Origin of the sequence: Nocardioides sp. GCM10028917 (assembly GCF_042666175.1) — a bacterium.
Taxonomy (GTDB): domain Bacteria; phylum Actinomycetota; class Actinomycetes; order Propionibacteriales; family Nocardioidaceae; genus Nocardioides.
The window spans coordinates 438,160-458,754 of the sequence record NZ_JBHTFL010000008.1 but is presented as its reverse complement, the minus strand read 5'-3'; the positions used below and the strand labels follow the sequence as shown (position 1 = coordinate 458,754).

Annotated in this window: 23 protein-coding genes; 14 read left to right on the top strand and 9 right to left on the bottom strand. The window is 73.3% G+C overall.

Going from position 1 to position 20,595, the window contains the following annotated elements; translation table 11 throughout:
• Window positions 1-90: 90 nt before the first annotated feature.
• The 3 genes from ACFQW6_RS18720 to purE all read left to right on the top strand — a co-directional run bounded on the left by ACFQW6_RS18720 (window position 91) and on the right by purE (window position 2,232).
• On the top strand, window positions 91-408 hold the full coding sequence (locus ACFQW6_RS18720) for a winged helix-turn-helix domain-containing protein (protein ID WP_378548910.1): 318 nt from the start codon (window positions 91-93) through the stop codon (window positions 406-408).
• 98 nt (window positions 409-506) lie between these two features.
• A complete protein-coding gene (locus ACFQW6_RS18715) occupies window positions 507-1,676 on the top strand; it encodes a 5-(carboxyamino)imidazole ribonucleotide synthase (RefSeq protein ID WP_378548907.1) in 1,170 nt (389 codons plus the stop codon).
• 4 nt (window positions 1,677-1,680) lie between these two features.
• The gene (gene purE, locus ACFQW6_RS18710; protein WP_378548904.1) at window positions 1,681-2,232 is read left to right on the top strand and encodes a 5-(carboxyamino)imidazole ribonucleotide mutase; all 552 of its coding nucleotides are present in this window, start codon (window positions 1,681-1,683) and stop codon (window positions 2,230-2,232) included.
• Here purE and arfB read toward each other — a convergent pair.
• Window positions 2,229-2,672 (bottom strand): alternative ribosome rescue aminoacyl-tRNA hydrolase ArfB, encoded by a 444-nt coding sequence (gene arfB / locus ACFQW6_RS18705; protein WP_378548901.1) that lies wholly within the window; start codon window positions 2,670-2,672, stop codon window positions 2,229-2,231. The genes purE and arfB overlap by 4 nt on opposite strands.
• Before the next feature lie 67 nt (window positions 2,673-2,739).
• On the opposite strand from arfB, the gene lhgO reads away from it, so the two are divergent.
• Entirely contained in the window at window positions 2,740-3,948 is a 1,209-nt protein-coding gene (gene lhgO / locus ACFQW6_RS18700) for an L-2-hydroxyglutarate oxidase (protein WP_378548898.1), read from the top strand.
• Window positions 3,949-3,970: 22 nt separating this feature from the next.
• Window positions 3,971-4,966 carry a Gfo/Idh/MocA family protein gene (locus ACFQW6_RS18695; protein ID WP_378548895.1) on the top strand — a complete coding sequence of 332 codons (996 nt, stop codon included), beginning with the start codon at window positions 3,971-3,973 and terminating at the stop codon, window positions 4,964-4,966.
• 12 nt (window positions 4,967-4,978) lie between these two features.
• Here ACFQW6_RS18695 and ACFQW6_RS18690 read toward each other — a convergent pair whose 3' ends face one another.
• Complete coding sequence (locus tag ACFQW6_RS18690) at window positions 4,979-5,410, bottom strand: CoA-binding protein (RefSeq protein WP_378548892.1); 432 nt, start codon at window positions 5,408-5,410, stop codon at window positions 4,979-4,981.
• 155 nt (window positions 5,411-5,565) lie between these two features.
• On the opposite strand from ACFQW6_RS18690, the gene ACFQW6_RS18685 reads away from it, so the two are divergent.
• The 4 genes from ACFQW6_RS18685 (at window position 5,566) to ACFQW6_RS18670 (ending at window position 9,608) form a co-directional block, all read left to right on the top strand.
• Entirely contained in the window at window positions 5,566-6,492 is a 927-nt protein-coding gene (locus ACFQW6_RS18685) for a DUF6801 domain-containing protein (protein ID WP_378548889.1), read from the top strand.
• Window positions 6,493-6,648: 156 nt separating this feature from the next.
• Window positions 6,649-7,821, top strand: coding sequence for an acyl-CoA dehydrogenase family protein (locus tag ACFQW6_RS18680; RefSeq protein ID WP_378548886.1), 1,173 nt, complete (start codon window positions 6,649-6,651; stop codon window positions 7,819-7,821).
• Window positions 7,822-7,874: 53 nt separating this feature from the next.
• Window positions 7,875-8,771, top strand: a complete 897-nt coding sequence (locus ACFQW6_RS18675; protein ID WP_378548883.1) for an RNA polymerase sigma-70 factor — start codon at window positions 7,875-7,877, stop codon at window positions 8,769-8,771.
• 81 nt (window positions 8,772-8,852) lie between these two features.
• Window positions 8,853-9,608 carry an SDR family oxidoreductase gene (locus ACFQW6_RS18670; RefSeq protein ID WP_378548880.1) on the top strand — a complete coding sequence of 252 codons (756 nt, stop codon included), beginning with the start codon at window positions 8,853-8,855 and terminating at the stop codon, window positions 9,606-9,608.
• Window positions 9,609-9,649: 41 nt separating this feature from the next.
• Here the strand turns inward: ACFQW6_RS18670 and ACFQW6_RS18665 are convergent, their stop codons facing one another.
• Window positions 9,650-10,087 carry a pyridoxamine 5'-phosphate oxidase family protein gene (locus ACFQW6_RS18665; RefSeq protein WP_378548877.1) on the bottom strand — a complete coding sequence of 146 codons (438 nt, stop codon included), beginning with the start codon at window positions 10,085-10,087 and terminating at the stop codon, window positions 9,650-9,652.
• 107 nt (window positions 10,088-10,194) lie between these two features.
• Between ACFQW6_RS18665 and ACFQW6_RS18660 the strand changes: the two genes are divergently transcribed.
• The 3 genes from ACFQW6_RS18660 to ACFQW6_RS18650 all read left to right on the top strand — a co-directional run bounded on the left by ACFQW6_RS18660 (window position 10,195) and on the right by ACFQW6_RS18650 (window position 12,723).
• Window positions 10,195-11,028 carry a universal stress protein gene (locus tag ACFQW6_RS18660; RefSeq protein ID WP_378548874.1) on the top strand — a complete coding sequence of 278 codons (834 nt, stop codon included), beginning with the start codon at window positions 10,195-10,197 and terminating at the stop codon, window positions 11,026-11,028.
• Window positions 11,029-11,044: 16 nt separating this feature from the next.
• Window positions 11,045-11,791: a dienelactone hydrolase family protein gene (locus tag ACFQW6_RS18655; protein WP_378548871.1), complete on the top strand. Its 747-nt coding sequence runs from the start codon at window positions 11,045-11,047 to the stop codon at window positions 11,789-11,791.
• Window positions 11,792-11,871: 80 nt separating this feature from the next.
• Window positions 11,872-12,723: a hypothetical protein gene (locus tag ACFQW6_RS18650; RefSeq protein WP_378548868.1), complete on the top strand. Its 852-nt coding sequence runs from the start codon at window positions 11,872-11,874 to the stop codon at window positions 12,721-12,723.
• On the opposite strand, the gene ACFQW6_RS18645 is transcribed toward ACFQW6_RS18650, so the two are convergent.
• From ACFQW6_RS18645 to ACFQW6_RS18620, 6 genes are all read right to left on the bottom strand, one after another.
• Window positions 12,701-14,392, bottom strand: coding sequence for a copper resistance CopC/CopD family protein (locus ACFQW6_RS18645; RefSeq protein ID WP_378548865.1), 1,692 nt, complete (start codon window positions 14,390-14,392; stop codon window positions 12,701-12,703). The two genes, ACFQW6_RS18650 and ACFQW6_RS18645, sit on opposite strands and share 23 nt — an antisense overlap.
• A complete protein-coding gene (locus ACFQW6_RS18640) occupies window positions 14,389-15,138 on the bottom strand; it encodes a YcnI family protein (RefSeq protein WP_378548863.1) in 750 nt (249 codons plus the stop codon). Before ACFQW6_RS18640 ends, ACFQW6_RS18645 begins: the two co-directional genes overlap by 4 nt.
• Before the next feature lie 56 nt (window positions 15,139-15,194).
• Window positions 15,195-15,734, bottom strand: a complete 540-nt coding sequence (locus tag ACFQW6_RS18635; protein WP_378548860.1) for a hypothetical protein — start codon at window positions 15,732-15,734, stop codon at window positions 15,195-15,197.
• 43 nt (window positions 15,735-15,777) lie between these two features.
• Window positions 15,778-16,182, bottom strand: coding sequence for a DUF1707 domain-containing protein (locus ACFQW6_RS18630; RefSeq protein ID WP_378548856.1), 405 nt, complete (start codon window positions 16,180-16,182; stop codon window positions 15,778-15,780).
• Window positions 16,183-16,199: 17 nt separating this feature from the next.
• Entirely contained in the window at window positions 16,200-16,928 is a 729-nt protein-coding gene (locus tag ACFQW6_RS18625) for a PadR family transcriptional regulator (RefSeq protein ID WP_378548854.1), read from the bottom strand.
• 227 nt (window positions 16,929-17,155) lie between these two features.
• Window positions 17,156-18,361, bottom strand: a complete 1,206-nt coding sequence (locus ACFQW6_RS18620; protein WP_378548852.1) for an LCP family protein — start codon at window positions 18,359-18,361, stop codon at window positions 17,156-17,158.
• A gap of 25 nt (window positions 18,362-18,386) precedes the next feature.
• Here ACFQW6_RS18620 and ACFQW6_RS18615 point away from each other — a divergent pair, with 25 nt between their 5' ends.
• Window positions 18,387-18,896 carry an acyl-CoA thioesterase gene (locus tag ACFQW6_RS18615; RefSeq protein WP_378548850.1) on the top strand — a complete coding sequence of 170 codons (510 nt, stop codon included), beginning with the start codon at window positions 18,387-18,389 and terminating at the stop codon, window positions 18,894-18,896.
• A 115-nt stretch (window positions 18,897-19,011) separates the two neighbouring features.
• On the top strand, window positions 19,012-20,589 hold the full coding sequence (locus ACFQW6_RS18610) for an LCP family protein (RefSeq protein ID WP_378548846.1): 1,578 nt from the start codon (window positions 19,012-19,014) through the stop codon (window positions 20,587-20,589).
• Window positions 20,590-20,595: the final 6 nt, after the last annotated feature.

Sequence of the window (20,595 nt, the reverse complement as noted above, 5' to 3'; positions counted from 1 at the left end):
GCACGCCACGCTCGAGGTGGACCAGACCAGTTCGCCACAATTCACCCATAAGGACCACCTGCGGGGCGGGCGGTCCCTACGTTTCACCGCGTGTTGGCTGTGCAGGACGTACGACTCGACCCCACCTCGCGACAGGTGTGGCGTGGCGACCGCGAGATCAGGCTCTCCCGCAAGGAGTTCCAGCTGTTGCACGCCCTGATGGCGCGCCCGGGCGACATCGTCACCCGCGGCGAGCTGATGGCCGACGTGTGGCAGACGTCGTTCTACACCAACTCCAAGACCATCGACGTGCACCTCGGCTGGCTGCGCCGCAAGCTCGGCGACGACCCGCGCAGACCCACGCTGATCACCACCCACCGCGGTCGCGGCCTGCGCTTCGAGCCGGCCGCCGACCCGGTCGCCCGCTGAGCAGCGGGACCACAGCCGGGACCACGGCCGGGACCACAGCAGGGACGACGGCCGGGACCACAGCAGGGACGACAGCCGGGGTCGCATAGGCTCCGGTCGTGTCCTCGACCGGCTCGCACCGCGCTCCCACGCTCGCCGTCATCGGGGGTGGCCAGCTGGCCCGGATGATGGCCCAGCCCGCCATCGCGCTCGGACTACCGCTGCGCCTGCTCGCCGAGGCCGAGGGCGTCTCGGCCGCCCAGGTCATCCCCGACCACCTGGTGGGTGACTACACCGACCTGCCGACGCTCCGGAAGGTCACCGACGGCGCCGCCGTGGTCACCTTCGACCACGAGCACGTCCCGACCGCCCACCTGCACGCGCTCGCCGACGCCGGCGTCGCCGTGCGCCCCGGCCCGGAGGCCCTCGTCCACGCCCAGGACAAGGCGGTGATGCGGCGCCGGCTCGCCGAGCTCGACGTGCCGTGCCCGCGCAACGCGGTGGTCACCTCGACCGCCGACGTGGAGGCCTTCGGCTTCCCGTGCGTGCTCAAGACCACCCGCGGCGGCTACGACGGCAAGGGCGTGTGGGTGGTCCGCACGGCCGACGAGTCCCGGGTCGCCTTCGACGCGGCCGCGGCGGCCGGCGTGGAGGTGCTGGCCGAGGAGCTCGTCGACTTCCGGCGGGAGCTGTCCGCCCTCGTCGCCCGCTCGCCCAGCGGCCAGGCGGCGGTGTACCCCGTCGTCGCCTCCACCCAGCTCGACGGCATCTGCCACGAGGTGGTGGCCCCCGCGCCGGACCTCGCGCCCGCTCTCGCCGGTCAGGCGCAGGAGATCGCCCTGCGGATCGCCGGTGCGCTCGACGTCACGGGCATCCTCGCCGTCGAGCTCTTCGAGACGACCGACGGCCGGATCCTGGTCAACGAGCTGGCGATGCGCCCCCACAACACCGGCCACTGGTCCCAGGACGGCGCCGTGACGTCCCAGTTCGAGAATCACCTCCGCGCCGTCATGGACCTCCCGCTGGGCTCGCCGGCCCCGCGTGAGCGCTGGACCGTGATGGTCAACATCCTCGGCGGCCCCACCGACACCGGCCGGCTCTACGACGGCCTGCCGCACGCGATGGCGCGTGACCCGCGGCTGCGGGTCCACTTCTACGGCAAGGACCTGCGCCCCGGGCGCAAGGTCGGCCACGTCAACGCCTACGGCGACGACCTCGACGACTGCCTCGAGCGGGCGCGGCACGCCGCCGCCTGGTTCCGCGGCGACCTGGGCAACGAGAGCGAGTAGGGACATGAGCCAGACGCACCCCCAGCAGGACGAGGCAGCGGCCGTGAAGGTCGGCATCGTGATGGGCTCGGACTCCGACTGGCCGGTCATGCAGGCCGCCGGCGAGATCCTCACCGAGCTCGGCGTGGCGTGGGAGGCCGACGTCGTCTCCGCGCACCGGATGCCGACCGAGATGATCGAGTGGGGCCGGGAGGCCCACACCCGCGGACTGTCGGTCGTCATCGCCGGCGCCGGGGGAGCGGCCCACCTGCCGGGCATGCTCGCCTCCGTGACGCCACTGCCGGTCATCGGGGTGCCGGTCCCGCTGAAGTACCTCGACGGCATGGACTCCCTGCTCTCGATCGTGCAGATGCCCGGCGGCATCCCGGTCGCCACGGTCGCGATCGGCAACGCCAAGAACGCCGGCATCCTCGCGGCGCGCATCCTCGCGACCAGCGACCCCGACCTGCAGCAGCGCCTGGTCGACTACCAGGCGCAGCTCGCCGAGACCGCGCACGCGAAGGGCGACGTCGTACGCCGTGCCGCGGCCGGCGACAGCCGCCGCGTCGGCTTCTAGCCCGGCTGGTCGCGGTCCCGCACCCGGCCGCGGAGGGCCTTGGTCGAGCCCCGCTCCTTCTTCGCCTTGAGCCGCCGCTCCTTGGCCCCGCGGGAGGGCCGCGTGGGCCGGCGCGGTGGCGGGGGCGGTGCCAGCGCCTCGCGCAGCAGGTCGGCGAGGCGCTCGCGCGCGGCGACACGGTTGCGGTGCTGGGAGCGGTGCTCCGACGCCGCGACGGTGATCCGTCCCGACGGCCACCGCCGCAGCGCCCGTGCCCGCTGGGCGTCGGTGAGCGCCCTGGAGGAGGCGAGGTCGAGCTCGAGCTCCACCCGCGAGTCGGTGGTGTTGACCGACTGACCGCCCGGACCCGGCGACTTCGAGAAGCGCTCCACCAGCTCCGCGGCAGGCACGACCAGGCCCTCGGGGAGGCCCGGGCCGGCGGGGACGTGGAGGTCGCGCATCCCCCCATTGTGGGATGAACGCCGGTGTTGCTTGACGGCGACCGCGCGAGGCACCACCGTCTCGCCCATGGGGGAGCAGCGCGTCGGCGTCGTGGGCGGAGGCATCCTCGGTGTCGCGATCGCGCGCGAGGTCGTCCGCAGGCGCCCCGGCACCGAGGTCGTGGTGCTCGAGAAGGAGGACCGCCTCGCCGCCCACCAGACCGGGCACAACTCCGGTGTCGTGCACGCGGGCATCTACTACAAGCCGGGCAGCCTCAAGGCCCGGCTGTGCGCCCGCGGCCGCGACCTGCTCCGCGAGTTCTGCGCCGAGCACGCCATCGCGTACGACGCCTGCGGCAAGCTCGTCGTCGCGGTGGACGCCGACGAGATGGCCCGCTTCGACGCCCTCGAGCAGACGGCCCGCGCCAACGGCGTGCCCGGCCTGCGCCGGCTCGCGGCCCAGGAGATCACCGACGTCGAGCCGCACGCACGCGGGCTGGCCGCGCTGCACTCCCCGGAGACCGCGATCACCGACTACCCGGCGATCACCGAGGCGCTCGCCGACGAGGTCTTCTCGGCGGGAGGTGGCGTACGCCTCGGCGCGCGCGTCGTGGGCATCCGGCGTGAGGGCGACGCGGTGCTCGTGCAGGTCGAGGGCGACGCGACCCCGCTGCGCTTCGACCACGTCGTGGTCGCGGCTGGGCTGCAGGCCGACCGGGTGTCCGCGCTCGTCGACGGCGAGCGCAGTCCGGCGATCCTGCCGTTCCGGGGTGAGTACCTCGGCGTCGCCGCCGCCAAGCAGGACCTCGTGCGCGGCATGGTCTACCCGGTGCCGGACCCGCGCTACCCCTTCCTCGGCGTCCACTTCACCCGCCGGGTCGACGGCTCGCTCGAGGTCGGTCCCAACGCCGTGCTGGCCACGCGGCGCGAGGGCTACCGGCGCCGCGACGTCTCGGCGGCCGACCTGCGGGACGTGCTGGCGTGGCCGGGGTTCTGGCGGCTGGCCCGCGAGCACTGGCGCACGGGCGTCGACGAGGTCGTCGGCTCGGCGTCCAAACGGGCCTTCATGCGGTCGGCCTCGCGCTACGTCCCGGACATCGGCGTCGCGGACGTGACCCGCGCCGGCAGCGGCGTCCGCGCCCAGGCGGTCGACCGGGACGGCAGCCTCGTCGACGACTTTCGGATCACCCGCGCCGACGGCGTCACCTGCGTGCGCAACGCGCCCTCGCCCGGCGCGACCTCCAGCCTGGCGATCGCGGCCCACGTGATGGACGAGGTGTGGCAGCCCCGCGCCTGACCAGACTGTCTAGGGTCCTGCCATGACCACACGCTGGGGAATCGCCGCGACCGGCGGGATGGCCGCCGCCTTCGCCTCCGACCTCGTCCTGACCGACGACGCGGAGATCGCGTTCGTCGGCAGCCGCGCGCCGTCCTCGGCCGCTGCCTTCGCCGAGCGCTTCGAGGCGCCCGGGTCGGGCACCTACCGCGACCTCGTCGAGGCCGGCCGGCGCGGGGACGTCGACGTCGTCTACCTCGCGACCCCGCACCCCCAGCACCACGACCTCGCCCTCGCCGTCATCGAGGCCGGCACGCCGCTGCTGGTCGAGAAGGCCTTCACCGCCACCCTGGCCGGGGCCGAGGAGGTGGTCGCCGCCGCCCGCGCCGCCCAGGTGTTCTGCATGGAGGCGATGTGGACCCGCTTCCAACCGGCGGTCGCCCACGTCCGCGACCTCGTCGCCGCGGGCGACATCGGTGAGGTGCTGCTGGTGCAGGCCGACTTCGGGGCGCAGCGCGACTTCGACCCGGCGAGCCGGCTCTTCGACCTCGCGCTCGGTGGCGGCTCCCTCCTCGACCTCGGCGTCTACCCCGTCTCCGTGGCCCAGCACCTCCTCGGCCGCCCCGACCGCGTGACGACGACCGGCACCACCTATCCCAACGGCGCCGACCGCTCGGCGGCCATCCAGCTGTCGTACGACGACGGGCGGGCCGCGTCGCTGACCTGCACGCTGGCCAGCCAGACGCCCGGCCGCGCGATCGTCGTGGGCACCGAGGGCTCGATCGAGGTCGTCCCGCCGTTCTACCACCCCAGCACGCTCGTCGTACGACGCAACGGGGCGGAGCCGGTGGAGGTGGAGCGCCTGCCCACCGGGCGTGGCTACGTCCACCAGGCCGAGGAGGTGCAGCGCTGCCTCGCGGCAGGGCTCACCGAGAGCCCGCTCATGCCGCTGCAGGACACCCTCGACGTGATGTGGGTGCTCGAGGAGGCCCTCGGTCAGCTCGGCGTCACGATGGCCGAGGCGTCGGTGGAGCTGTAGCCGAACCGGGGGTCAGCGGCCGCGCTTGCGCCACTCGATGGCCGGGCAGGTGTCCATCACCATCGGCACGCCGGCGGCGGTCGTCCGCTCGAACGCGTCGGCGTCGACGACCCCGAGCTGGAACCACACGCCCTTGGCGCCGACGGCGACGGCCTGGTCGGCGAACTCGCCGGCCGCCTCCGAGCGGCGGAAGACGTCGACGACGTCGATCGGCACCGGCACGTCGGCGAGCGTGGCGTAGCCCTGCTCCCCGAGCACCGCGGGAGCGCCCGGGTCGGCGAAGACCGGGTGGACCGGGACGATGCGCTTGCCACGTTCCTGGAGCAGCGCGGCGATGGAGTACGCCGTCCTGCCCGGGTCGCCCGAGAGGCCCACGACGGCCCACGTCCTGGCCTCGTCGAGCATCCGGTCGACGGTCTCTCGGTCCTGCCAGTCGCTGCTCATGGCTTCACGGTAGTTCGGGCCGACACGTGCCGGGCGCAGGAGGGTCCAGCCGCGTTACCAGCTGGTAGCGACACGGCCGCGGTGCGAGCGCCCGGGGTGCCGGATGTGCTGAGATGAGCGCCGTCACACCACAACCACGAGGGGATCACCACCACATGCTCCACACCGCATCTCGGCGCCTCGGCGCCGTCGCTGCTGCCGGCGCGCTGACCGCCGGCGCGCTCGTCGCCCTGTCGTCGCCCGCTGCCACCGCTGCAACGGCGTCGACCACCTACACCTGCACCTTCCCGAGCCTCGGCGCCCGGGACATCCCGGTGTCGATCACGGCCACGCTGCCGGCTGCGGCCAACGCGGGCCTCGACGCCCCGGCCATCCCGGTGCTGCTCAGCGTGACGCTGCCGGGCGACGTCGTCGACGCGGCGAAGGGTTTCCCCTTCAACGCCACCACGATCGGTGGTTTCTCCAACGACATGGTCGCCACCCTCGACGAGCTGTCCTCCTCGGACGCCGCGGACCTGCCGCTGCAGAACGTGCGCTTCCCGCAGACCGCCGTGCCCACCACGCCGAACACCGCGCTGAAGCTCGACACGCCCAACCCGCTCGCCACCCCGGGTGCGGTGCCGGCCTCGACCGTGCCGGTCGACCTGCCCGGTGCCGGCACCTACGACATCGCCGTCCCGTCGGCCTTCAAGTTCACGGCCACCAAGCAGGGCGACGTGACGATGCTCGCCGACGTGCCGTGCGTCTTCAAGCCGGGGTCGCCGTCCAGCCTGGGCTCGGTCATCCTGGCCGCGAACGAGTCGACCACCGAGGCGACCCCGGCCAAGCCGGTCACGCCCCTCGGCAAGCAGACCAAGCTCAAGGTCGTCGTGGAGGCCGCCAACGAGGTCCCCACCGGCAAGGTCAAGGTGATGAAGGGCAAGAAGGTCCTCGGCAAGGGCACGCTCAACGCCAAGGGCAAGGTCAAGGTCACGCTGAAGAAGGCGCTGCCCGCCGGCAAGACCAAGGTCAAGGTGAAGTACCTCGGTGACGACTACACCGAGAAGTCCACGGACAAGAAGGTCGTGGTCAAGGTCGCCTGACCTCGTCCCGCGACTCCGCTACACACGACCGATCGCCCGGTCGGTGCCTCGGCACCGGCCGGGCGGTGGTCGTCTCGTGCCGGTCGCGTCGGAGTGGCCATGACCACACCGTCGACGTCTCCTCCGGAAAGCATGGACGTCCTAGAATCCGGATCCATGAGCGAGTTCCCCCTCTACGCCCTCTCCGAGGAGCACCAGGCGATCCGCGAGGCCGTCCGCGCCGTCGCCGACGCGAAGATCGCGCCGTTCGCGGCGGCTGTCGACGAGGAGGCGCGCTATCCCCACGAGGCGGCGGCCGCGCTGCTCGCGTCGGACTTCCACGCCCCCCACGTGCCCGAGCAGTACGGCGGCGCCGGCGCCGACGCCCTGGCCACCGTGCTGGTGATCGAGGAGGTCGCCCGTGCGTGCGTGTCGTCCTCACTGATCCCGGCGGTCAACAAGCTCGGCTCGCTGCCGGTGCAGATCGCCGGCTCCGAGGAGCTCAAGAAGCACTACCTCGGTGCGCTCGCCCGCGGCGAGGGCGGCTTCTCGTACTGCCTCTCCGAGCCCGACGCCGGCTCCGACGCCGGTGGCATGAAGACCCGCGCCGTCCGCGACGGCGACGACTGGGTGCTGGACGGCGTCAAGCGCTGGATCACCAACGCGGGGGAGTCCGACTTCTACACCGTCATGGCCGTCACCGACCCCGAGAAGAAGACCCGCGGCGGCATCTCGGCGTTCGTGGTCGAGAAGTCCGACGAGGGCGTCTCCTTCGGTGCGCCGGAGAAGAAGCTCGGCATCAAGGGCAGCCCCACCCGCGAGGTCTACCTCGACAAGGTCCGCATCCCCGCCTCGCGGATGATCGGCGAGGAGGGCACCGGCTTCACGACCGCGATGCAGACCCTCGACCACACTCGCGTCACCATCGCCGCGCAGGCCGTGGGGGTCGCCCAGGGTGCCCTCGACTACGCGCTCGACTACGCCAAGGAGCGCCAGCAGTTCGGCAAGGCGATCGCGGAGTTCCAGGGCCTGCAGTTCATGCTCGCCGACATGGGCATGAAGGTCGAGGCGGCCCGCCAGATGACGTACGCCGCCGCGGGTCGCTCCGAGCGCGGCGACGACGACCTCACCTTCTTCGGCGCCGCGGCCAAGTGCTTCGCCTCCGACGTCGCGATGGAGGTCACGGTCAACGCCGTGCAGGTGCTCGGCGGCTACGGCTTCACCCGCGACTACCCGGTCGAGCGGATGATGCGCGACGCCAAGATCACGCAGATCTACGAGGGCACCAACCAGGTCCAGCGCATCGTCATGGCCCGCCAGCTCCTCGCCGGGGTGCAGTCGGAGCTCTGACACCTGCTCCGTCGGTGCGGCCCCGGGGTCGCGCCGGCGGGCATGATGGGCGCGTGGCACAGCCGGAGGCGACCGACGACGACCTCGATCGCGCCCTGGTGCTGTTCGCCGACTCGCGACCGCGGATGTTCGGCATCGCCTACCGGATGCTGGGCAGCGTCGCCGAGGCCGAGGACATCGTCCAGGAGGCCTGGGTGCGCTGGCAGCAGACCGACCGCTCGGTGGTGCGCAACCCCGGCGGCTTCCTCACCACCATGACCACGCGCCTCGCGATCAACACCGCTGAGTCGGCCAGGATGCGCAGGGAGCAGTACGTCGGCCCGTGGCTGCCGGAGCCCCTCGACACCAGTGCGGACCCGCTGCTCGGGGCCGAGCGGGCCGAGGCGATCGGTGTCGCGGTGCTGATGATCCTCGAGTCCCTCCCGCCTCGCGAGCGCGCGGCGTACGTGCTGCGGGAGGCGTTCGCCTACGACTACGACGACATCGCGGAGGTCCTGGGGACCAGTAGCGCCAACGCCCGTCAGGTGGTCAGTCGCGCCAGGCGCCACCTCGCCGCGGAGCAGCCCCGGCCGCCCGAGCCCGTCGACCCCGCGCGGCACCGTGCGCTGCTCGAGGCGTTCCTGGACGCCGCACGTGCGGGTGACCTCCTCGCGCTGGAGCGCGTCCTGGCCGAGGACGTCGTCAGCGTGTCCGACGGAGCCGGCAGGGTGCGCCGGGCCGCGAGGCAGCCGGTCGTCGGCCGCCGTCAGGTCGCGAGGTTCGTCGCCGCGTTCGCCCCGGTCTTCTGGCCCGGCACGACGATCACCTGGCTGAGCACCAACGGGGCGCCGTCGGTGCTGGTCCAGCAGGACGGTCAGGCGGTGGCGGTCCTCAGCCTGGACGTGTCCGGAGCGGGCATCGAACGCCTGATGTGGGTCATGGCGCCCGACAAGCTCGCCCGCGTGCCCTGACCCTCGCGGGCGGAGGTGTCACAACGACCGCGGCTGTCCGGTCATCACTGCGGACCCATCCACCCAGTGAAGGACACCACCATGAAGATCATCGTCATCGGCGGAACCGGCCTGATCGGTTCCAAGCTCATCGCCCGCCTCACCGAGCACGGCCACGAGGGCGTCGCCGCCGCACCCGGCACGGGGGTGAACACCCTCACCGGCGAGGGCCTCGCGGAGGTGATGGTCGGGGCGGACGTCGTCGTCGACGTCTCCAACTCCCCGTCGTTCGCCGACGCGGACGTGCTGGACTTCTTCACCCGCTCGACCGGCAACCTCCTCGAGGCCGAGAAGGCGGCAGGCGTGGGCCACCACGTCGCTCTCTCGATCGTCGGGACCGACCGCCTCCCGGCGAGCGGCTACCTGCGCGCAAAGGTCGCCCAGGAGCAGCTGGTCCGCGACGGCGGCGTCCCGTGGTCGATCGTCCACGCGACCCAGTTCTACGAGTTCACGGCCGCGATCGCCCAGGCCGCCACCGTCGGGGACGAGGTCCACCTGTCCACCGGCTACTTCCAGCCGATGGCTGCCGACGACGTCGTCGCCGCGCTCGGACCGGTCACGGTCGGCGAGCCGCTCGGCAGGATCCAGGAGATCGGCGGGCCGGCCAAGGTCCGGATGAGCGACTTCGTCGCCGCCGCGCTCACCGCCCAGGGTGACCCCCGCACGGTGGTCGCGGATCCCGGCGCGACGTACTTCGGAGCCGTGCTGTCCGGCGACGAGCTCGTCCCGGGACCCGACGCGCGCCTCTTTGCCACGACGTACGACGAGTGGCGCGCCGCGCAGTCCGCGACGGTGTGACCGGAGGCCGACCTGGCAGCTGACCCGGCACGTGACCCCGGTCATTCCGGGGTCATGTGCCGCCACGGGCGCGAGAGCTCGAAGCGACGCCCGCTGATCTCGGTGACGTCCACCTCGACGACGTTCCACTTCTCCGTGGCGACCCACGGGCGGAGCGGGAGGTTCTCCGCGCGGTGCTCCTCGTCCTCCTCGAGCCGGCGGGCCCGGCCGCGCAGCACGATGCTCGTCGCGCGCTCCTCGACGATCTCGTCCACCTCGAAGGCGACGTCGGGGTTCATCACGACACCGAGGAGCTTCGAGCCCTCGGCGGTCCGGAACAGCAGGGACCGGCGGCCGCTGGCCGGGTCGTGGTCGACGGCGTAGTTGACGGGTGCGATGTGCACCTCGTCGGCGAGGTGGTGGGCCAGCCTGCCGAACTCGTGGCGGCGGAGGAACTCCCAGCACTCCTCGGTGCCCAAGCGGGTGATCGGCTCGTCCATGCAGCGACCGTACGGCGGGGGAGCGGCCGGCGGCAGGGTCCTTGGACCCATCAGGGGCGGGCCGTCCTCACCTGTCGCGCAGAGGGGCGGCGGCGGACGATGGAGGCATGGACAGCTCACGCAGCGCCACCCGAAGGATCCTTGTCGCCTACGACGGTTCGGCGGACGCCGAGCTCGCCCTCCGATGGGCGGCCGAGGAGGCTCGCGCCACCGGTCGCGGCCTCCACGTGGTCGCCGTGGACGATGCGATCACGTCGCCCTGGGGCGCAGAGATCGCGCACCGGAGCGAGGACCTGCTCGCCGGCCTGGAGGAGTCGCTCGGCGACCTCGACGTCGAGCTGGAGACCCGCGTCGGCCACGTGACCGGCGAGCTGCTCCGCGCCTCCGTCTCCGACGACCTCCTGGTCGTCGGCAGCCGGGGCCACGGCCGGGCGGACGACCTGCTCATCGGCTCGGTCAGCCAGCACCTCGCCCGGCATGCGCCCTGCCCCGTGGTCGTCGTACGCCCCACCCGCGGCGCCGACGCCCGCCGCATCGTAGTCGGGGTGGACGGCTCGGCGACCAGCTCGGCCGCGCTGGAGCAGGCGTGCCGGCGGGCCGAGCGGACCGGCGAGACCGTGGTGGCGCTGCACGCCTGGCGCACGCACGCTCCGTCCACCGACGTGTGGAGCAGCGAGCCGCGGGTGCAGAAGGGACTCGCGGACCGCGAGATCCTGCTTGCCGAGAGCGTCGCTGGGATGCGGGTCGACCACCCGGACGTGGTGATCGAGCAGGAAGCGGTCCCGGTCGCGCCCGTGCGCTGCCTGGTGGACGCCTCGCGCAGCGCCTCGCTGCTGGTCGTCGGCTCGCACGGCCTCGGCTTCTTCGGCGGCCTGCTGCTGGGCTCGGTGAGCCAGGGGGTGCTGCAGCGCGCGGAGTGCCCGGTCGCGGTGGTGCGCTGAGGCTAGCCTCGGAGGCGTGCCCACCCTGACGCTGACCATGCCGGACGGCGAGGCAGAGGCCTACCTCGCCACCGCGCCCGGCGGGGCGCCCGCGCCGGGTGTCCTGTTCGTCGTCGATGCGATCGGGCTCCGGCCCCGGATCGAGGAGATGGCCGACCGGATCGCCTCCTGGGGCTACACCGTGCTGGCGCCCAACGTCTTCCACCGCGACGGCACCGCGGCCGAGCTGGCTCCCAGCACGGACCTGCGGGAGCCCGGCGCCCGTGAGGCCTTCATGCCCGGCGCCATGGAGCGGGTCAAGGGGCTCACCACCGACCTGCTGGCCCGCGACCTGCCGGCGTACCTGTCCGCGCTGCGCTCGCGTCCCGAGACGGCGGGGGAGGACGTCGGGGTCACGGGCTACTGCATGGGGGCTCGCATCGCGGTCCGCGCGGCCGGGACGGACCCGGCCGTCGTCGCCGTGGGCGGCTGGCACGGCGGCGGCCTGGTGACCGACGGGCCCGACAGCCCGCACCTGGCCCTGGCCACGGCGCGGGCAGCGTTCGCCTTCGGGCACGCCTCCGACGACCGGTCGATGCCGCCCGAGGCCGTCACCGCGCTCGGTGCCGCGATGGCGGAGGCGGGCCTGGCTGCGGTCAACGAGGTCTTCCCGGGCCCCCACGGCTACTCCATGGCCGACACGTCGATGTACGACGAGGAGTCGACCGAGCGACACTTCGCGAGCCTGCGCACGCTCCTGGGCTCGACCCTCGCGGCTCGATGACCGGAGGCGGCTGGTGTGCCACGGCCCTCCGGACGCGCCCGGGCGAGACCGGCTGGGTGCCCTGAGGGAGGATCGTGCGCGTGAATCGCGTCGTCCGGCACGCCCTCCCGCTCGTGATGGCCGGCGCCCTGCTGGCCGGGTGCAGCTCGGGGGAGAGCGACGAGGACGGCAAGGTCGAGGCGGGCCACACCCACGCGCTCGGCCAGGGCCACACGTCGATGGCCGTCGGCGACGGCACCCGCGTCAGCGAGGTCGGCTACTCGCTCGCCGGCCTGCAGGTCCGCGAGCAGCCCGACGGCGTCGGGGAGCTGCGCTTCCGCATCGACGACCACGAGGGCGAGCCCGTCATCGACTACGTCGAGGAGCTCAGCAAGGAGCTGCACCTCTACGTCGTCAACGACGACCTGACCGTCTTCCGCCACCTGCACCCCACGCGCGACGAGGACGGCACCTGGAGCGCGCCGTTCGACGTGCCGGACGCCGGTGGCTACCGGGTCGTCACCGAGTTCGTCGCCGTCGACGAGGGTGGCAACGGCGACCACGTCGTGCTGGGCCGTCCGCTCGCCCTCCCGCCGGGCGACCCGGGTGACACCGCTGCCGAGGACCGGGCGATCTCGGTGTTCGTCTCCGAGGCTCCGACGGTCGGCCCCGACGGTGAGCTGCGCCTCGTCGTGCGCGACGCCGCCCACCGGCCGGTCGAGCTCGGCACCTACCTCGGGGCGTACGCCCACGTCACCGGCTTCCACCGCGAGACCGGCGCGATGGTGCACCTGCACCCGCTCGGCCCGCCCGAGGTCACCGAGGCCGGCTCCGAGCTGACCTTCCACGCCGAGATCCCCGACCCCGGCGACTACCGCCTGTTCGCGCAGGTGCGCGTCGACGGCTTCCTGCACACGGTGCCGGTGGAGCTCACGGTCGAACCGTCAGCGTGACCGTCGTGACGGGGTTGTCGAAGCGGCTCAGCGCGAGACCGACCTGCACCTCCCACTCGCCGGCGCGCGGCACGACGACCTCGCCCCGGTAGGTGCCCGCGGCGATCGGCCGCACCACGACCGTGCCGAGGTCGAGGCCTTCGCTGCGCAGCGTGACGACCGGGTTCGCGGGCGGGTCGTACGGCTCGCCCGCGGCGTCCTGCACCTGCACGAGCAGCGTGTTCGAGCCCGTACGCCGGGGGTCCATCACCGCCAGGACGCGGAGGTCGCCGGCGGTGGCGACGCCGACCCCGGTGGTGCCGGACACGGCCGTGACCGGCGCCGGGCGGGGTGACTGGTTGACCAGGAACCCGGTGACGCCGAGGAGGGCGACGAGCAGCACCGCCTCGATCCGGACGGTGCGCCTGACGGCCGCGGCGGCGGTCTCGCGGTCGCCGAAGCCGGCCGCACGCTCGACGGCAGGCAGGGTGCGCCAGCGGTTCCAGCCGCCGAGGCTCGCGACCACTAGCGCGATCGCGACCTTGCCGAGCAGCAGCCAGCCGTAGCGGGTCTCGACCAGGCCCGCCCACGACCCGACGATGCGCCAGGCGAGGAAGGTGCCGGCGGCGGCGACCGCCAGGAGCAACCCGCCGGCGAGGGTCGAGAAGCGGGCGAGCGTGGTGGCCGCGAGGACTTCACGCCCGGCGAGCGCCCGCAGCGACACCACCAGCCCGACGAGACCGCCGAGCCACGTCGCACCCGCCACCAGGTGGAGGACGTCGGCCGCCACCAGCAGGGGGGACGGGGCGAACGCGCGGGTGTGCCCGACCAGGGACGGGCCGACGAGCGCCAGCACCGCGCCGCCGGTCAGCAGCCAGCAGCGCGTCCGGTCCGGGGGCGTGGCCGAGGACGACCACGCTGCGACGCCCAGCCCGACCAGCACCAGCAGGGCGCTCAGCAGCTCGTTGCCGACGAGGCCGGGGTCGAACGCCGACACGACGTCCGTGAGCTCGAGGCCCTGTCCGTAGACCGACGCGACGGGGACCTGCAGGACGATGCCGGCGGCGCCCGCCCCGGCGGCGTACACGAGCAGGCGGCGCAGCCGGGCACGCGTCTCGGCGCCGGCCCAGGCGCGGGGGAGGACCAGGGCGAGGAAGATCGCAAGGCCCGCCGCGACGAGGAGCCCGACGTACGTGACGACCGTGACGACGTCGCGGACCACGGTCACGGTGGTCGACGAGCTCTGCGGCTCGGGCGCTGCCGTCACCGACGCGGAGGGTGCGCCGACCGAGAAGGTCAGCGCGCCGGAGATGGGATGGCCGTCGCCGGAGAGCACGTTCCACGACACGACGTAGGTGCCGTCCGCGAGGTCGGCCGCGCCGGTGAGGTCGACGGTCACCTCGGTGCCGGTGGCGCCCGCGGTGGAGCCGACCACGTCGCCCGCCGCGTCGTAGACGGCGATCTCCTGCGACGTCAGCCGCACCGGCTCGTTGAAGGTCAGCGTGACGGTGTCGGGGGCCGTCTCCACGACGGAGCCCTCGGCCGGGTCGGTGTCGATCAGCTCGGCGTGCGCCGAGGCAGGTGCGGCCCCGAGCACGACGAGCGCGAGCGCGACCAGTGCGACGCCGACCCGCGCCCACCCCGGAGGGCGGGACGGGAGCCGCCGCGCCGGTCGCGCCGCGGGGGTCACGACGACGAGCGCGTCCGGGCCAGGGCGAGGCCGCCGGCGGCCAGGCCGAGCAGGCCGGCCACGAGGCCGGCCCACCCGAGGGCCGAGGAGGAGTCGCCCGCGTCGTCGGCCGAGCCCTCGGCGGACGCGTCGGCGTCGGCGTCGGCCGCCTCGTCCGCCTCGTCCGCGGCCGGCTCGGCGGCCGCGTCGCCACCGTGTACGCCGGCCTCGGCCGCCACGATCTCGAACGCCGGTGCCGGGTTCTCGAGCTCCTCGGCGTCCTGGCCGTCGGCCGGGACCTCGGTCCAGCCGGTCTCGCCCTTCTGGCAGGTCTGGATCGTCGGGAAGCTCAGCGTCTCGCCCTCGGCGTCGGGCAGCTGGAAGGACAGCTCGAAGGCGTCGCGCTCGCCGTCGGGGAGCGGCGTGCTGGCGGTGTAGACGATCGACGCGGTGCGCTCGGTCACCTCGTTGCCGTGGGCGTCGGCCACCGGCTCGTCGAGCTTCTCGATCGTCTTCTCGACGTCGTAGAAGGGGTTGCGGCTCGGCGTCACCGAGAGCACCGACTCCGGGACCTGGATCTCGATATTCGTGGTGGGCGAGCCCTCGCAGCCGTGGCCGACGCTGAACGTGACGACCGTGTAGGCGCCCGCCGCGGCGGTCGAGGGCGTGGCGGTGACGTGGGCGCTCGCCGGGGCGGCGAGCGAGAGGGCGATGGCGGCCGTGGCGGCCGGGAGCGCGCCGAGGCGCGCGAGCATGCGGATGGACATGTCTCTCCTGGGTGTGGTGCGGCTGGGGTCGCGTGAGCGCCCGGGCCCGGACGGGCTCAGGCGGACAGGACCGCCAGGGGCGGACCACGCCGCGGGGAGACGAGCAGGAGGACGAGCGAGGACCGCGTGGTGGCGCCGGACGGTCGGCGGGGCACGCCGGTGCGGACGGGGACGGCCGGGTGCGCACGGACCGAGACGGCGTACGACGCCGCGAGCCGGCCGGCCCACCACAGCACGGCGGTCAGCAGGGTGACGAAGGCGTGGGCCCCGACCATCTGCCACGACCAGCCCGGGTCGGGCGCGGTCACGGCGGTGTGGTCGTGGGTCGCCACGAGGCCGAACGACTCGTGCACCCCGAGCTGGGCCGCGGCCACCGCCGGGAGGAGGGCCCACCCGGGCACGGCGCGCCGGAAGACGAGCACGCTCGCGCCGAGGACCACGGCGGCGACGAGCGCCAGGCCTGGTCCGGTGGGCACGCCACCTCCGGCCCAGGTGTGGGCCGTGGTGGCGCCGGTGACGGCGACGATCGTCGCCGCCACGGCGCGGGCGAGGGCGTACGGCGCACGCGCGCGCACCACCCTCGCCTCCCACGTCACGGGCCCATGGTCGCAGACGGGACCGTCCTAGGGGTGGGTCGGACTACCAGCCGTGCGGGCGCCCGTGGCGCCGGTAGTCGGCGCGGCCCGGCGGGGGCGGCGCCCACGGACCGCGACGGCGGTGCGCGAACCACATGAGGGGGAAGATCAGCAGGAACAGCGGCGCGTCAGCGATCACGCTGAGGACGATGAGGACGGCGAGCACCGGCAGCAGCGGGAACTTCGACCGACCACCGGGTCGGCCGGATGCACGGACGGGCGTGCGTGCGGGCTGCACGGCCTGGGGGCGCGGCAGGTCGTTGAAGATCACCGCCAGGTCGGCGCGCGTCCGGGCGGTCCAGATGGCGTCCAGCCGCTCGTCGTACTCCTCGTGCTCGAGACGCCCGTCGGCGTAGTGCATCGCGAGGTCGGCCATCGCGCGCTCCCGGTCGCTGTCGGCGATCCGCATGCGCGGATCGGGCGCGTTCATCGCTCGCCGTCCCGTCCGTCCGCGAGGATGCCGTAGAGCCGGCGGCGGGTGTCGACGAGCACGTCGAGGGCGGCCTTCTTCTGCTGCTCCGAGCCCTGGGTGGCCAGCTGCCAGACGGCGCTGACGACCTGCCCGATCTCGCTCTTGATGTCGGCGTGGCCGGACGGCTGGTCGGAGGGGACCTCCTCGGTGCGGGCGAAGGGTGCCCACACGGCGGCGAGGTCGGTGCCGTTCTCCTCGGCCCAGGCCACGCCCGAGTCGGTGAGCCGGATCGTCCGTCGCCCGCGCTCGTCGTCGGACTCCACGAGGCCCTCGTCCTGCAGCTGCTGGATCGTCGGGTAGACCGAGCCGGGGGAGGGGCGCCACTCGCCGTTGCTCAGCTCGGCGATCTCCTGGATGACCTGGTAGCCGTTGATCGACTCGTCGGCCTTCCGGGCCCGGTGCAGCACGTCGATGATCGCGGTGCGCACGTCACCGCGGCGCACCCGCGCGCCGCGCTGCTGCGGTCGCTGCGGGGCGTTCGCGAAGCCGAAGATCTCGCCGAGCCACGGCGGGGGACCGCCGGCACGGCGGCCGCGGGCGCCACCGGAGAGGGCCTGACCCCAGCTGGTCCAGTCGCCGCCGGCCGGGCGGCGGTAGTCGCGTTCGCCCCGGTCGCCGCCGGCGTTGCTCGCGTTGTCGTCGTTGTTGCCGGGCCAGTCGGCGCCGGGCCATTGGTGTCCCATGGGTGCTCCTCGATGCGTGATGTGGTCAGCTGGAGCGGTACGTCGTGACGTATCGGTGACGTATCGCGATATATCGTGAGCGTACGCCGAGGTGGACGCGGGGACAAGGGAGATGTGCGTGACGCACGAACGGTGGTCCAGCCACCCGTCCGGCGTACGGACGGGTGGCTGGACCACCGCTGGGGTCGAGCAGAGGGCCAACCAGAGGATCGAGCGACCGGCGACGCCTACGGGCGGGCGCGGCCCGTCGGCGTGCAGGCCTGCTTCGGCACCGTGGAGTCGTCGATGATCGCGTTGAACAGCGCGGGTGCCCGATCGGGGTCGGCGACGATCCGGTTGGGGTCGCTCGGTGCCGGCAGGTTGGGCATCGTGCAGGTCTGGCTCTCGCCCGTCATGGCGAGGGCGAACCTGCCGAGGTCGAACGGGTTCATGTCCTCGTCGATGCGGATGGCGCCGGTCGCGGCGTCGTTGATCCGCCAGTAGCGCACGGGGTTCAGGAAGGTCCACGGCGAGAGCGCCTCGTCGCCGATCGCGCTGATGACCTCGCGCTGACGGGCCACGCGGTCGAGGTCGCTGAGCGCCGTGACGTGGCGCGAGCGTGAGTACGCCAGCGCGGTCTGCCCGTCGACCTCCTGGCAGCCCTTCGTGATGTCGAGCCGCGCCAGCGGGTCCTTCATGTCCTGCTTCGGACAGATCTCCACCCCGCCGAAGGCGTCGACGGTGTTGATGACGCTGCCGAACCCGAGCTCGACGTAGTGGTCGATGTGGATGCCGGTCAGCGCCTCCACCCGCTGGACCAGCAGCGGCGCCCCGCCGCTCGCGAAGGCGGCGTTGATCATCTGCGTGCCACCGTCCGGGACCTCGACGAGGGTGTCGCGGGGGATCGACATCATCGTGCGGCCGCCGGAGCCGGTGTGCAGCACGATGATCGTGTCGGTGTTGGTGCCGCCGCGCTCACCGGTCTGCAGCGCCTTGCGCTGCTCGTCGGTGAGGTCGTCGGCCTTGTCGGAGCCGACGATGAGGTAGTTGGTGCCGGGCTGGTCGCCGGGGCGGTCGCCGCTGGGCGCGGCGTCGACCTTGTCGATCTTCGTCCAGTGGTAGAGCGGGACGCCCAGGAGGTAGACGAGCAGCAGGATCAGGACGAGCGGGATCAGGCCGAGGCGCAGCCGCCGGCCGCGCTTCTTCTTCGGCAGCGGCGGCGGGGTCGGCGCCGGCGTACGAGCGGGGGCGGGCGGCTGGCCTCCCGAGCCCCGGGCCTCGCGACGGGCGACCGGCATCACGCGCGTCTCGTCGGGGCGGCCACCCCGGGGCTGCTGCGCCTCGACACGCTGCGTGGCGTCGCTCGGCGGGTTCTTCGACTGGCTCCCGTAGAGCCAGTCGTACTCGGGTGTTCCCTTCTCGGGCACCCCGGAGCCCTGCGGACGATCAGCCATGGGCGGTGACGCTACCGTGCGGGCCATGAGCGAGCGCAGTCAGCGAGGGCGCCCCACGTCGTACAGCCGGGTGAGCCTCGGGATCATGGCCCACTCGAGCGAGGCGAACCTCCTGGGCAACGTCCACGGCGGGGAGATCATGAAGCTGGCCGACTCGACCGCGGGCGCCGTCGCGCACCGCCACAGCGGCGGGCCGGCGGTCACCGCGGCGATGGACGAGATGACCTTCCTGGCCCCGGTCCACGTCGGAGACATCATCAAGACCTACTCCCAGGTCAACTGGGCCGGGCGCTCGTCGATGGAGATCGGCGTGCGCGTGGAGGCGCAGCCATGGGGCAACGCGAGCGACGAGCCGGTGCACGTCGCCAGCGCCTACTTCGTCTTCGTCGCCATCGACGAGGAGGGGCACCCGCGCCCCGTGCCGCCGCTGGAGACCGAGACCCCCGGCGACGTACGACGTCAGCGCGAGGCCGAGATCCGCCGCGCGCACCGGCTGGCGCGCAAGACGGAGATCGACCAGGGCCGCGAGGCGTGAGCGGGCAGGACCTGGTGCCCCGACCTTCCGGCCACGGCGCGTCGCGACCGGATGGGACGGGTGTGACTGGTGATACTGGGCGGGCTGACTTCCCCCAGCAGAGAGAGGCCCCCCGATGCCGTCCGTCCCGCCCCCCGGGTCGCACCAGCAGCGGTTCACCACGGTCGACCGCGCCCAGCGCGTCAGGTTCCGCCGTGCGGTGACGCTCATGCTGATGACCCTGTTCCTCCCGGGATCGGCCCAGCTCGTGTCCGGCAACCGCAGGGTGGGCCGCATCGCGCTGTGGACCTGGCTCACGTTGGCCGTCGTCGGCGTGCTCGCGGTCGTGACGTCGTACTTCTGGCACGGTCTCGCCTTCTGGGCCGGCACCAGCACGGTGCTGCTCCAGGTCCTGCGCCTCGGCCTGATGGCGCTCGCCGTCGGCTGGGCCTACCTCTTCGTCGACGCCTGGCGCCTCGGCCAGCCCCTCACCCTGCAGCGCCAGCACCGGCTCGCGGTCGTCGGGGTCAACGGCTTCCTCTGCTTCAGCGTCGCCGGCGCGCTGCTCTTCGGCGCCCACGTCGTCGGCGTGCAGCGCGACTTCATGATCTCGATGTTCGGCAACGGCGACGCGGTCGGCGCCCACCACGGGCGCTACAACGTGCTGCTCATGGGAGGCGACGCGGGAGCCGGTCGGTGGGGCCTGCGGCCCGACTCGATGACCGTGGCCAGCATCGACGCCGAGACCGGCAAGACGGTGCTGATCTCGCTGCCGCGCAACATGCAGAACTTCCCCTTCCCCGAGGGCTCGGTGATGGCCGAGCAGTTCCCCGACGGCTTCGACGAGGAGGGGTTGTACCTCAACGGGCTCGCCACCTGGGCGCTCGACCACGCCGCGCTGTTCAAGGGGTCGAAGAACCCCGGCGTGGACGCGACCATCGAGGGCGTCGAGGGCATCACGGGCCTGAAGATGAACTACTGGGCGATGGTCAACCTCGAGGGCTTCAAGGACCTCGTCGACGCCGTCGGCGGGGTGGAGCTCAACGTGCGCCAGCGGATCCCCGTCGGCCTGCCCCACGACTCGTTCTTCCGCTACATCGAGCCCGGCACGCGCACCCTCGACGGCATGGACACGCTGTGGTTCGCCCGCGCGCGCCACGACTCCGACGACTACTCACGCATGGCACGCCAGAAGTGCGTGATGAGCGCGATGCTGGAGCAGGTCAGCCCGCAGGTGGCGCTGCGCAACTTCGAGAAGATCGCGGGCGCCGGCTCGGCGATGGTCTCCACCAACGTCCCGCGCGGTGAGGTCGACCGCTTCGTCGACCTCGCGCTCAAGGCCAAGAGCCAGAAGATCGCCTCCCTGTCGCTCGTGCCGCCCATGGTCAACACCGCGAACCCCGACATCGACCTGGTCCACGCCAAGGTCGCGGCGGCCATCGCCAAGGCGGAGGGTCGTACGCCCGAGAAGCCCGCCGAGACCGTGGGGACCGCCGAGGCCGCGCCGGACGCCGAGTCCCCCGAGACCACCGACGCCACGGGGGACGAGGCGACCGCGGACGCCGCGGACGACGCACCGGACCAGGGCGCCGCCTCGACGCAGCCTGCCCCGTCGGCGCCCAGCACGCCCCCGGCCGTCACCGGCGGGTCGCTCGGCTCGCTGTCCACGGGCTACGCCGCCAACCAGTCGGAGGACCTCGGCGCGGTTTGCTGAGCGCGC

Coding starts and splice junctions, on each gene's coding strand:
- ACFQW6_RS18665 (WP_378548877.1), bottom strand. CDS start 10,087: ATGGACGAGCCGATCACCCGCTTGGGCACCGAGGAGTGCTGGGAGTTC.
- ACFQW6_RS18630 (WP_378548856.1), bottom strand. CDS start 16,182: ATGCGGATCGCCGACAGCGACCGGGAGCGCGCGATGGCCGACCTCGCG.
- purE (WP_378548904.1), top strand. CDS start 1,681: ATGAGCCAGACGCACCCCCAGCAGGACGAGGCAGCGGCCGTGAAGGTC.
- arfB (WP_378548901.1), bottom strand. CDS start 2,672: ATGCGCGACCTCCACGTCCCCGCCGGCCCGGGCCTCCCCGAGGGCCTG.
- ACFQW6_RS18620 (WP_378548852.1), bottom strand. CDS start 18,361: ATGGCTGATCGTCCGCAGGGCTCCGGGGTGCCCGAGAAGGGAACACCC.
- lhgO (WP_378548898.1), top strand. CDS start 2,740: ATGGGGGAGCAGCGCGTCGGCGTCGTGGGCGGAGGCATCCTCGGTGTC.
- ACFQW6_RS18680 (WP_378548886.1), top strand. CDS start 6,649: ATGAGCGAGTTCCCCCTCTACGCCCTCTCCGAGGAGCACCAGGCGATC.
- ACFQW6_RS18610 (WP_378548846.1), top strand. CDS start 19,012: ATGCCGTCCGTCCCGCCCCCCGGGTCGCACCAGCAGCGGTTCACCACG.
- ACFQW6_RS18615 (WP_378548850.1), top strand. CDS start 18,387: ATGAGCGAGCGCAGTCAGCGAGGGCGCCCCACGTCGTACAGCCGGGTG.
- ACFQW6_RS18670 (WP_378548880.1), top strand. CDS start 8,853: ATGAAGATCATCGTCATCGGCGGAACCGGCCTGATCGGTTCCAAGCTC.
- ACFQW6_RS18660 (WP_378548874.1), top strand. CDS start 10,195: ATGGACAGCTCACGCAGCGCCACCCGAAGGATCCTTGTCGCCTACGAC.
- ACFQW6_RS18685 (WP_378548889.1), top strand. CDS start 5,566: ATGCTCCACACCGCATCTCGGCGCCTCGGCGCCGTCGCTGCTGCCGGC.
- ACFQW6_RS18625 (WP_378548854.1), bottom strand. CDS start 16,928: ATGGGACACCAATGGCCCGGCGCCGACTGGCCCGGCAACAACGACGAC.
- ACFQW6_RS18640 (WP_378548863.1), bottom strand. CDS start 15,138: ATGTCCATCCGCATGCTCGCGCGCCTCGGCGCGCTCCCGGCCGCCACG.
- ACFQW6_RS18695 (WP_378548895.1), top strand. CDS start 3,971: ATGACCACACGCTGGGGAATCGCCGCGACCGGCGGGATGGCCGCCGCC.
- ACFQW6_RS18690 (WP_378548892.1), bottom strand. CDS start 5,410: ATGAGCAGCGACTGGCAGGACCGAGAGACCGTCGACCGGATGCTCGAC.